This is a genomic window from Geobacillus sp. Sah69 (assembly GCF_001414205.1).
GTDB lineage: Bacteria > Bacillota > Bacilli > Bacillales > Anoxybacillaceae > Geobacillus > Geobacillus stearothermophilus.
In genome coordinates, this window is the sequence record NZ_LLKS01000040.1 from 43962 (window position 1) to 54634 (window position 10673).

At 50.7% G+C, this 10673-nt stretch carries 11 protein-coding genes and 2 pseudogenes; 10 read left to right on the forward strand and 3 right to left on the reverse strand.

Annotation, left to right across the window (positions count from 1 at the left end; translation table 11 throughout):
• The first annotated feature begins 36 nt into the window (after positions 1-36).
• The 4 genes and pseudogenes from AP057_RS10785 (at position 37) to AP057_RS10800 (ending at position 4168) form a co-directional block, all read left to right on the forward strand.
• A pseudogene (locus tag AP057_RS10785) lies at positions 37-598 on the forward strand (hypothetical protein).
• Between the two features lie 60 nt (positions 599-658).
• Positions 659-1507, forward strand: coding sequence for a metallophosphoesterase (locus tag AP057_RS10790; protein ID WP_055358721.1), 849 nt, complete (start codon positions 659-661; stop codon positions 1505-1507).
• Between the two features lie 165 nt (positions 1508-1672).
• Positions 1673-3178: a Na+/H+ antiporter NhaC family protein gene (locus AP057_RS10795; protein ID WP_049625239.1), complete on the forward strand. Its 1506-nt coding sequence runs from the start codon at positions 1673-1675 to the stop codon at positions 3176-3178.
• Between the two features lie 63 nt (positions 3179-3241).
• The gene (locus tag AP057_RS10800; RefSeq protein ID WP_049625240.1) at positions 3242-4168 is read left to right on the forward strand and encodes an endonuclease I family protein; all 927 of its coding nucleotides are present in this window, start codon (positions 3242-3244) and stop codon (positions 4166-4168) included.
• A 161-nt stretch (positions 4169-4329) separates the two neighbouring features.
• On the opposite strand, the gene AP057_RS10805 is transcribed toward AP057_RS10800, so the two are convergent.
• On the reverse strand, positions 4330-5289 hold the full coding sequence (locus AP057_RS10805; protein WP_055358722.1) for a bile acid:sodium symporter family protein: 960 nt from the start codon (positions 5287-5289) through the stop codon (positions 4330-4332).
• 226 nt (positions 5290-5515) lie between these two features.
• Here AP057_RS10805 and AP057_RS10810 point away from each other — a divergent pair, with 226 nt between their 5' ends.
• From AP057_RS10810 to AP057_RS10820, 4 genes are all read left to right on the forward strand, one after another.
• Positions 5516-5737: a FeoA family protein gene (locus AP057_RS10810; protein WP_055358723.1), complete on the forward strand. Its 222-nt coding sequence runs from the start codon at positions 5516-5518 to the stop codon at positions 5735-5737.
• Complete coding sequence (gene feoB / locus AP057_RS10815) at positions 5737-7731, forward strand: ferrous iron transport protein B (protein WP_082432208.1); 1995 nt, start codon at positions 5737-5739, stop codon at positions 7729-7731. Before AP057_RS10810 ends, feoB begins: the two co-directional genes overlap by 1 nt.
• A 15-nt stretch (positions 7732-7746) precedes the next feature.
• Positions 7747-7893 (forward strand): FeoB-associated Cys-rich membrane protein, encoded by a 147-nt coding sequence (locus tag AP057_RS16410; protein ID WP_014195950.1) that lies wholly within the window; start codon positions 7747-7749, stop codon positions 7891-7893.
• Positions 7894-8006: 113 nt separating this feature from the next.
• On the forward strand, positions 8007-8216 hold the full coding sequence (locus AP057_RS10820) for a hypothetical protein (RefSeq protein ID WP_021321482.1): 210 nt from the start codon (positions 8007-8009) through the stop codon (positions 8214-8216).
• Positions 8217-8394: 178 nt separating this feature from the next.
• Here the strand turns inward: AP057_RS10820 and AP057_RS10825 are convergent, their stop codons facing one another.
• Both AP057_RS10825 and AP057_RS10830 read right to left on the reverse strand, forming a co-directional pair.
• A complete protein-coding gene (locus AP057_RS10825) occupies positions 8395-8817 on the reverse strand; it encodes a type II toxin-antitoxin system death-on-curing family toxin (protein ID WP_021321483.1) in 423 nt (140 codons plus the stop codon).
• 20 nt (positions 8818-8837) lie between these two features.
• A complete protein-coding gene (locus tag AP057_RS10830) occupies positions 8838-9119 on the reverse strand; it encodes an AbrB/MazE/SpoVT family DNA-binding domain-containing protein (RefSeq protein ID WP_049626673.1) in 282 nt (93 codons plus the stop codon).
• 408 nt (positions 9120-9527) lie between these two features.
• Here AP057_RS10830 and AP057_RS10840 point away from each other — a divergent pair, with 408 nt between their 5' ends.
• Together AP057_RS10840 and AP057_RS10845 are read left to right on the forward strand one after the other, a co-directional pair.
• Positions 9528-10121, forward strand: a complete 594-nt coding sequence (locus tag AP057_RS10840) for a DUF5317 domain-containing protein (protein WP_055358726.1) — start codon at positions 9528-9530, stop codon at positions 10119-10121.
• Between the two features lie 254 nt (positions 10122-10375).
• Positions 10376-10673, forward strand: a pseudogene (locus tag AP057_RS10845) (IS4 family transposase); the annotation flags it as partial.

Genomic DNA, 10673 nt, shown 5'->3' on the forward strand with positions numbered 1-10673 from the left:
TAAATGGATAGAACGAGCAGGGGAAGGATGCCGCCAATGAGAAGCAAAGCGACGCAGTGGCTGTTGTCTGTATGGGGACTGATGGATCCGCTCTATTATGCATGTTCCCGCCTTGAATATGCTGGTGGGAAAGAGAACGGCTGTCGTTCCATTTTTCGCGTCCGTTTGCTTCGATACAAGGGTGAAACCATTCACCTTTCGGACGGAACGACGATTGCGGCCAATGACTGGCTGTTGAAAATTCACCTTCATAATGTTCGTCTGCTTCGCGAACTGATGCAGTATCGAGGCGATATTCAAAAAGGACGTTATATTTTCGAACAGGTGAAGGCCAGTTTGCCGTATGTTGCCCATTATCTTTACCATCACGAACAGTCCGCCTGCATAAAAGGGATTATCGGCGTAACGATGTTAAACAAAGGTTTTTGATGTCATTGACATAGCGGATTCATTTTAACGTTGGTTGAAAATGGCATCCCATTGGCCGATGATGACAGTGGCCCAACACCGTCTCATGCCGCTTGTTCGCCCGCCGAAATATTTGTTGATGTCGAAGGAAAAGTTGTTTTCATTGTATGGTTACCATCTCATCCACTAACTCCCTCTTTCTTCTCTCCCCCGTTTCACTATAATAGTGATGGAGGGAGGAGAGAAGACAATGACGTTCGTTTTCATTATTCTATCAATCTTTTTATTGCTTGTTTTGGCCATTCGCAAAGCCCACCGCAACACGTATGAAGCGGTTTTGCATAAAGTTCAGGTCGGCAGTCTGGATGGTGGGAACGGCGCCATCCGCATTTTGCAGCTGTCTGACCTTCATTTGGAAAAGCTGTCCATTTCCCCGGATGATGTGTATGAAAAGCTGAAAGGGGAGCGCATCGATTTGATCGCCTTAACGGGCGACTTTTTGGACCGTGAGGAAAGCATTGTCAAACTCGGTCCGTATTTGACGGCGTTGAAACAGTTGAATCCGACATATGGCATGTACGCCGTGTTTGGCAACCACGATTACGTGCTGCAAGGCGAGTCGTTCGAGCGCCTGAAAGCGACGCTTGAGGCGCACGGCTGCGTCGTCTTGCAAAACGAGACGAAGACGATTACCGTCAACGGTCACACCGTCAATATCATTGGCATCGATGACTTTTACACGGGGCGCAGCGACATTGAAAAGGCGTATGCGGGCGTCAAAGACGGCCTTAACCTCGTGTTGACGCACGATCCAGACATCGTGCCGCATATGAAAGACTATCATTTTGACTACTTGTTGTCCGGCCACTTCCACGGCGGACAAATTCATTGGCCAAAGCCGTACCATTTGGCGAAAATGAGCAAAACGCTCACCGAACGGAATATGATCAAAGGCTATCACGAATGGGACGGGAAACCGTTTTACATTAACGAAGGGCTCGGGCAAACCGGGGTAAACATCCGAGTCGGCTCGAAGCCGGAGATGACGCTCCATTTGTTGGCGCTCTCGTCCCAAAAAGAAGCAGTGAAAGCTGTCTAATAGGCAGCTTTTTTATTTTCGGAGCAGGAAAGCGGTTTCATTCGTGTATGTCCTCTTGCACTTTTTTCGCAGCTGTTTCCGTGTTGTTGGATGAAGATTCGCAGCGGATTGCATAGACAGAGGAAACAATCGCCATACTATTTTAAAGAAAGGAGTGAATGGCCAATGGAACCGTCGTGGAAAGCTCTCTTGCCATTTTTCGTCGTCATCCCGATTTCGATTTGGACGAAGCAAGTCATCCCGGGGCTGTTTGTCGGGCTGTTGGTTGGCAGTTATTTGATGACCCCGTCCTTGCTTGGTGGACTGCGGACGATGCTTCATTACGTCGTCGATAACTTGATGCAGACGAACAACATCCGCATCATCATGTTCTTGTATGTGTTCGCCGGCCTTGTCAGCATGATCAAATACACCGGCGGAATCAAAGGATTCGTCCATCTCGTCAGCAAAAAAGTGAAGTCGGCGAAAACCGCCATGTTCTTGACGTGGATATCGACGATGGTGACATTCAGCGACCCCGATTTTCGCATCGTCACCGTCGCTCCGATCATGAAGGCGCTGAGCAAACGGCTCGGGCTGTCGTCCCAGCAAATCGGCTTTGCCATTGAGGTGACTTCCAACCCGGTCGTTGCCTTGATTCCGATCGCCACTGCCTTTGTCGGCTATATGGTGTCGGTCATCGACAAGGCGCTTGATACGGCCGGCATCGGTGCGGAGCCGTACATCGTGTACGTCCGAAGCATTCCGTTTAACTTTTTCTCGTACGCGATTATCGCTGTTGGGCTCTACTATAGTTTTTTTGTTTATTCGCGGCGAAAGCAGGCGGCGGTGAGCGAAGCGCGGGGAATGGAGCCGATTCGGCGCTGGAACAAGCGGTTGGCGCTCGAAATGGCGGAAGAACAGCAGCCTGATGGCAGCGATCCGAACGAAGCGCAAGGGGAAGAAGGGGACGCGATGCAGACGTGCCCGCGCGCCTATCAGAAAGAAACGCCGGTGAAACCGTGGAATTTGATCGTTCCACTTTCAGTCGTTCTTGTTTTGACGCTGTTTTTAAGCTGGTGGGACGGCCATCGCGGAGCGCGGACGTTTTGGGATGCTTTTTTGCGGAGCGATGCGCTCGGCGCGATGTTGGAGGCGCTGTTGTTTACTGTAATTATCGCTGTCGCCTTTTTCCTTTGGCAACGATTTAAATTGAACGATTTGTTGACCCATTTTGTGAAAGGCGGCAATGAGCTGATGTCGGTCATTGTGATGTTGGCGCTCATTTGGGCGCTGTCGGCGGTGGCGGAAGACTTAGGGTTTTCCCAATACATTACGAGCCATGTGCAACAATGGATTCCACCGTTTTTTGTCGCCCCGATTTTGTTTTTGCTTGGCGCCGTCATTTCCTACTTCATCGGCTCGTCATGGGGGACGTGGGGGATGTTGATGCCGCTTGGTGTGACGCTCGCGAGCCAGTCGGGAACGAACATTTTGCCGGTCATCGGCGCGGTGTTTGCGAGTGGGACGTTCGGGGCGTTTGCGTCGCCGCTTAGCGACAATACGGTGACGCTTTGCACTATTTTGGATTTGCCGGTGATGGAATACGCGCGAACGAAGCTGATTCCGTCGTTGATCGCCGCCGGCATCGCCGCCGTTTTGTTCGGCGCGACATCGTTTCTTTTGCATTAACGCCGTTATCGTCCTCTTTCGTCTTCCGTGATACACTAAAAGAAAAAAGAAAGGGGAACGCTGATGGGAGAGGCGGAACGGCGGCTTGAGGAGCTCGGCCAATGGCGGGAGGAAGATCCGAAAGAACGGCTCGAGCAGCTGAATGAGCGGCTCGCGGTGGAGGATGCGTATTATCAGGCCGCAGAAGATGAGCGGGCGCGCGAACGGTATTACCGCCGTCTGCCGCTTGAAGGGGATGGATTGATGTTGTTTGTCCGCTATCATGAATTAGCGGCGCGCACCCATAAGCGACGGCTGCCGTATTTTTTCAGCAAGGATGAGTATTTGTACACATGGGTCGACTTGCAGCCGGACGGAACGGTGCGCAGCTTGTATTCGGGCGAGCGGAAAGATCCGAAAACGTTAATCGTCCAAGATGTGGAAACGATGAAGCGGCGTTATGACGAATTCCGCCAGCTGCTGAAAAAAGCCAAACAAGGGCCGGGCGAGGTGCACGAGCGGGTGAACACGATCGAGCAGCAGTGGAAATTCAATGCCGAACATGTTGTCCCGCAGTCATGGTTTGGCGCGCGTGAACCGATGAAAGGCGATTTGCATCATTTGTTCGTCTGCCAGCCGGAGTGCAATACGATGCGGTCGAATTTTCCGTACGCGGATTTCCCGTTTTACAATCCGGAAGATCCCGACGAGCAAATCCAAAACCGCTGCGGCGTCGTTCATAACGGCTATTTCGAGCCGGAATACGGCAAAGGGACGGCGGCAAGGGCGATGCTTTACTTTCTGCTTCGCTACCCGAAGGCGATCGCGAAATCATTCCGGCGCAAAATCGATATTCCGCTCCTTGTCCGTTGGCACGAACAATTTCCGCCGACAGTGTATGAGCATCATCGCAACAGCGCGATTTTTTTCATCCAAGGCAACCGCAATCCGTTCATTGATTTCCCGGAACTAGCGGGAAGGATGGTGTTTCCGTTTGAGGGGGCGCTGTGAAATGAGATTGAGGGCGGATGTCCGCTTTTTGTTTCCAAAGAGCGCCTAATCGTCCGAGAGCGGAAAAACAGCGTGATAATAGGCAGAAAAGCTGTCTCCGAAAAACGGTCGTTTCATTTCGGGAGACAGCTTTTTTGCGGCTAAACAAAGCGTGAGAGAGGTCAAGCGGAAATCGTTTGTTCATCCGTTGTCTGGCGGTCTGCTTGTTTGCGGAAGTATGTTGCGACCATCGGACCGGAAATATTGTGCCAGACGCTGAAAATAGCGCTTGGAACGGCGGCGAGCGGCGAAAAATGGGCGGTCGCTAAGGCCGCACCAAGCCCAGAGTTTTGCATGCCCACTTCAATGGAAATCGCCTTTTGTTTTGGCGGCGACAGGCGAAACAGTTTGGCAAACCAATACCCAAGCAGCAGCCCCAATCCGTTGTGAGCGACTACAATCAGAAAAATAAGAAGCCCGCTTTTGGCAATGGCGGCTTGGTTTTGCCCGACGACGGCGGCGACGATGGCTACAATGGCGATGACCGAAACGAGCGGCAGCGCCGGGATGCACGCTTTTACTTGCTTTTGGAACAGCGCCTGGGCGATGAGCCCTAAAACAATCGGAATCAGCACGACTTTGACGATTGACCAAAACAACGCGGCAGCGGATACGGACAGCCATTTTCCAGCTAAAAGCAAGATGAGCGAAGGCGTCAAAATCGGCGCCAAAATCGTCGAAACCGAGGTGACGGCGACCGACAGCGCCGTGTCCCCTTTCGCCAAATACGTCATGACGTTGGACGCCGTTCCGCCCGGACAGCAGCCGACTAAAATAATGCCGAGCGCCACTTCGCGCGAAACCGGCAAGAAATAAGCGAGCAAAAACGCGATAAGCGGCATGATCAGAAATTGGGCAACGACGCCGATCAACACATCAAGCGGACGTTTGAACACCTCTTTAAAATCGTTCGCTGACAGCGTCAATCCCATGCCAAACATCACGATGCCTAGAAGCGGCACGATATACGGAGCGATCCACGTAAATGCGCTGGGAGCGAAAAAGGCGAGCGCTCCAAACAGAAGCACCCAGATGGCAAAGGTGTTGCCGACAAAGTTGCTGATTTTTCCTAGTGTGTTCATTGAGCTTCCTCCTTGAGCAAAGATGGGAAAGATATACAAAAAATTATATATACTTTTCAGAAAAATCCAACTGATGAGGTGGCGAATTTTGAAGAAATGGTGACAATGAGGAATGATTGTGAAAAATGTCACTCCTTTTTTCTTAGCTTATGGTATGATTGAAATTGAGAAGAAGAATCATTATTGAACCACAGGAGAGCGGATAGAAAAACAGGGGGAAATGATCATGGTGCTGACTGATTTGCATAAAGGGGAAACAGCGGTCGTCGTCCGTCTGGCCGTGGAGCAGGAGGCACTGAAACAGCGTCTTCTTCATCTAGGGGTGAAAGAAGGAAAAATGGTGCGGTTGAAAGCGGCGATGCCGTTTGGCGGACCGGTGATGGTCGAAGTCGATGGGCAGGCCATCGGCTTGCGGCGCAAAGAAGCGTCGGCGATTGAGGTGAAATGATGGCGTACGTAGCGCTGTTTGGCAACCCCAATACTGGCAAAACGTCATTGTTTAACTGCTTAACTGGGTCTTATGAATATGTGGGCAACTGGAGCGGGGTGACGGTCGAGAAGAAAGTAGGAGTGCTTCGCCAGCACGGGGTGCCGGTCGTCGATTTGCCCGGCGTGTATTCGCTTCAGCCACTGTCCCGTGATGAAGGAGTGGCGACCGATTTTTTATTGACCGAGCCGTGCTCAGCGATTGTCAATATCGTTGACGCGTCGCAGTTGCGCCGCAATTTGCATTTGACCGTTCAGCTGCTGGAATTTGGCCGTCCCGTTGTCATCGCGCTAAACATGGTCGATGTGGCGGAAAAACGGGGCGTGAAAGTGGACGCCGCTAAACTGTCGAAGTATCTTGGCGTTCCTGTTATCCCGGTCATCGCCCGAACAGGAAAAGGAACGAACGAATTGGTTCACGCCGTTTTGGCGGCAAAAGACAAGCCTCATTCCTCCATCGCCGTCGATTACGGCGTCGAGGTGGAGAATGCCATCCGGAGCATTGCCGAGCAGCTGCCGGACGATGTGCCTGGAAACAAACGATGGGTGGCGTTGCAGTTTTTGGAGGGGAATGAACGCATCGCCGCCTATTTGCGCGGGCGATTCGATTTGTCACCGTTGTTGGCGATCCGTGAGGAGACGGAACAGGCGCTCGGCTGTCAGGCAGCCAAGCATATTTATGAAACGCGTGACCGTTGGATCAGTGAAACAATCGCTGCGACGGCCATCGAGTTTGAGCAAAAACCGCTGACGCTAACGGAAAAAATCGACGCGGTTGTAACAAACCGTTATGTCGGGCTGCCGATTTTTTTGGCGCTGATGTATGTGGTGTTTATGCTGACGTTTAACTGGCTGGGGACGCCGCTTGCCGATCGGCTTGATGCGTTTTTCTCCGGTCCGCTGGCAGATGGGTTGTCCCGTTTTCTCGACTGGGCAGGGGCATCGCCGTTTATCAAGGCGCTCGTTTTGGACGGGATTGTCGCTGGGGTCGGCGGGGTGTTGGTGTTTGTGCCGCAAATTTTCATTTTGTTCTTTTTCATTTCTTTGCTTGAAGACTCCGGATATATGGCGCGCGTGGCGATGGTGATGGACCGGATGATGGAAGCGATCGGGTTAAACGGCAAGGCGTTTATCCCGATGATCATTGGCTTTGGCTGCAACGTTCCCGGGGTGATGGCGGCGCGGACGATTGAGCAGCCGAAAGAACGGCTGTTGACGATCTTGGCGCTGCCGTTCATGTCGTGTTCCGCCCGCTTGCCGGTGTACGCCTTGTTTGCCGGCACGTTTTTCGTCCGCGAGCAGGCGCTTGTCGTGTTTTCACTTTACGTGCTTGGCATTGCAGTGGCTTTGGGGCTTGCCAAGTTGTTCTCATCGACGCTCTTGAAAAACGAAAGTTCGCTGTTTGTCATTGAATTGCCGCCATACCGCGTGCCGCAGGCGCTCACGTTATGGCGGAGCACATGGGAGAAAGGGAAAGGGTTCGTTCGCAAAGCCGGCACGTTTATTTTTGGCGGTTCGGTCGCCATTTGGCTGTTGACGTACATCGGGCCGCATGGGGTCGGCGTTGCCATGGATGACAGTTTTCTCGCCGCCATTGGCGGCCTCATCGCTCCGTTGCTCGCCCCGCTTGGCTTTGGCGCCTGGCAGGCGGGCGCGGCTTTGATCACCGGCTTTTTGGCGAAAGAAGTCGTCGTGTCCACGATGAATATTATTTACCACGTTCATGAGGCGAACGGGCTGAAGCAGGTGATCGCTTCACATTTCACGCCGCTGTCGGCGTTCAGCTTTATGGTGTTCGTCCTGCTTTATACGCCGTGTCTAGCGACGGTGGCGGCGATTCGCAAAGAAACCGGGTCGCGGAAATGGACGCTGTTGTCAATCGGATGCGCGCTGACGGTTGCGTATGTCATTTCGTTTGCCGTCTATCAGTTTGGGCATATGCTTGGTTATTCATGAAAGGAGAGAGAATCGATGATCGCGAATCTTGTGATCGGCGGAGCGATTTTTGCCTACGCCGGCTGGACGCTGGTTCGCCACGTGAAAAAAAGCGCCAAAGGGGCGTGCGCGTCATGCCATGCGGCTGACCATTGCCGAGGCAGCTGCGGGACGGAGAGATAATCCGTTCAAGACAAACGGATTCCTGACGATGATCGGAATCCGTTTTTTCATTTTCCGACGAAAGACTTTCGCTTCCATGGTTGTAGGATAGCCAAAAAATAAGCGGGGATGCAATGGGCAAACTTTCGTTTCAACGGGCTCTGGAGGACAAAAGATCAGGCCGCTCTTTGTTTTGGCTGTTGGGTGTTGTTGCCTCAATGATGGCCGAAACACCGGGGGTAGAAAGCTTTTTTCGTTCAACCGTTGAAACTCAAGGGAAGACCGTGAGTGTGGAGGATAAACTTTTGACAATACTCAATACCTGCCGCAAGGTAAAAGTATGAAAAGCTGCGAATAGCGAAAAGGCGGCTTTGGATCAAGGTTCGCACAGTTGTGTAAAAACAAAGCAGCAAAAAACGACGTTGTGGTCCTGTCATCCAAGTTTACTGTGTTGGCGATGGAATTTTACGCAATAATTGAACTTGACCCGGCTTTGGCCCGCTCTTTTCCTCACTCTTTTCCTCATTCTTTTCGTTTTTGGATGGGGCGGATGTAACCTTCTAATTCGTGGACAAGATGCTGGATGCAATCATTTCCTCGGAACTTGGCATCCTCGACAAGGTACACTGTGAAATTTTCCGCTTCTTTATTGGTCATCGTGAACTCATATCCATTCAAATCAAGGAACGTGACGAATACGGTTAAAGCCGTCCGCTTATTGCCGTTGTGGAAAATATGACCTGTCGCGATGGAATGGTAATAGCAGCACGCCTTTTCGATAATCGAAGGGAACTGTTCCTCCCCGAACAATTTCGCTTTCGGCCTTTCCAACATCCACGCGAATTTATCGGGGAATTGGATCCCCGCTTGTTCTGCGTCGTCGTACATTTCCATGACCGTGTAATGGATAAATAGGATTTCTTCCGCTGTCAAATAATAAACCATGTTTTCCTCCAGCTGCTCCTTTATCTATATTTCAAGTTGCGCAGCGCTTCGTCATATTTGGAGATCGCGCGGTTCATTGCCATCGCGACTTCAGGACGGACTCCTTTTGGAATTCGGTTTGCGCGTTTCATCACGATTTCCCCTCGTTCCTTGTCGTAATATATTTCGATTTCATCGCCTTTATTTAGGTTTAGCATCGTGGCTAAATCTTTCGGGATGCTAACGGACAAACTATTCCCGACTTGGCTAATCCGACGTGTATACGTTTTGTCATTCTTGCTTCCCAACATTTCCGCGTCCATTTCTTTTTCATCTCCTTTCCATATAATGGGCAAAAAGGACGTTTTTATCCATAAAATTATTACTGTATAAACAATTATAACAATAATCTTCCGAAAAGCAATACGGAATAATAAAAAAGGGCTTTTTATCTTTCAACGAGAAAAACGCATGCCGCATTTGCAGTCGGGGGATCATTCCATTGAGGGTAGGTTCTTTGTCACTATTCAATGGATATACATGCCGCTGTTTTTGTCGTTTCTTGTTTCAAAGAATGACGAAAAAGAAAAGAAAGAAACGATATTCATCAAAATTTGTTTGCAGTTAGGACGAACAGACTATTTACATGGAATGAAAAAAACGGTAAAAATAGAAGTGAGGATAGCAGTTTAGAAAAAAGAGAAAATTCTGTTTATCAAGGGGACAGCATTATGGTTTACGATGGAATCATTTTGTCGTTGTTGATCGGCTGGTTTCGCGGCGGAAGCCTGAAAGGGTTGGCCAACATGAAATTGCGCTTCGGTTGGCTGTTCCCGATCTTATTGGCGGTGCAGTTTGTGGTCTTTTTCCTGCAAGAGCGGGTCGCATGGATCTCGAGCATGAGCAACGGCATTTTTCTCCTCGTCTACATCACCGGGCTCGCGTTTTTATGGCTCAACCGCCATCAGCCAGGGTTTCCGGTCATCTTCGCCGGCGTCTTGCTCAACTTTATCGTCATGGCCGTAAACGGCGGACGGATGCCGGTCTCGATCGAAGCCGCCCAATTTCTCGGCCGCGAATATATCGAAGCGTTAAAAGCCGGTCTGTACGGCAAGCACCAGGCGATCACATCGGATACGCTTCTGCCGTTTCTTGGCGACATCATCCCGCTGTCTCCGCCGTACCCGCGCCAACAAGTCATCAGCATCGGCGACGTTGTGATGAACGTAGGGGCGTTCTTGTTCATCCAGCATCTGATGCTCAGTGCACCGCGGCATAGAGCAGATGATGCTGAAGAAACAACGGCCGCTCCTGCGAATCAATAAACTAATTTTTAAGGGGGAAAAGGACATGAAATTCAAAGCAAAACAAGTATTGATCAATTTGTTCATCCTTGGTTCGGTGATTGTGGCGTTGACGTCGGGGTTTAAACTCATTGAGTAGAAAATAATAATGTTGATCTAATAAAGAGGGAGGCGATACTCCCATACCCATCAAGTTAAGAATTTTGGTCTTTGTGCATCGTCAAAAACATGGTATCCTTTCTAACGAACACTCCACGTTAGAAAGGATTTTTTTCATGGAAAAACAAATGAAAGCATGGATTCAAACCATTCGTCAACTCTTTTCTCCCGAAGAATTAACCCGTCTCGCACGGAAAACAGGCTTTATCCGGCGGCAGCGTTCGTTAACGGCGGAAGCCTTTCTGACTCTCTGTGCATGGGGAGATGGCTCACTGGCCAAACAGTCGCTTCAGCGGTTGTGTGCGGCCTTGACGCTCTGGCATGGCTGTTCCCTTTCAAGCGAAGGCTTGAATCAGCGTTTTACCGATCGGGCCGTGGCATTTTTGCGAGAAGTGTTTTTCCTTCTCCTCCTGC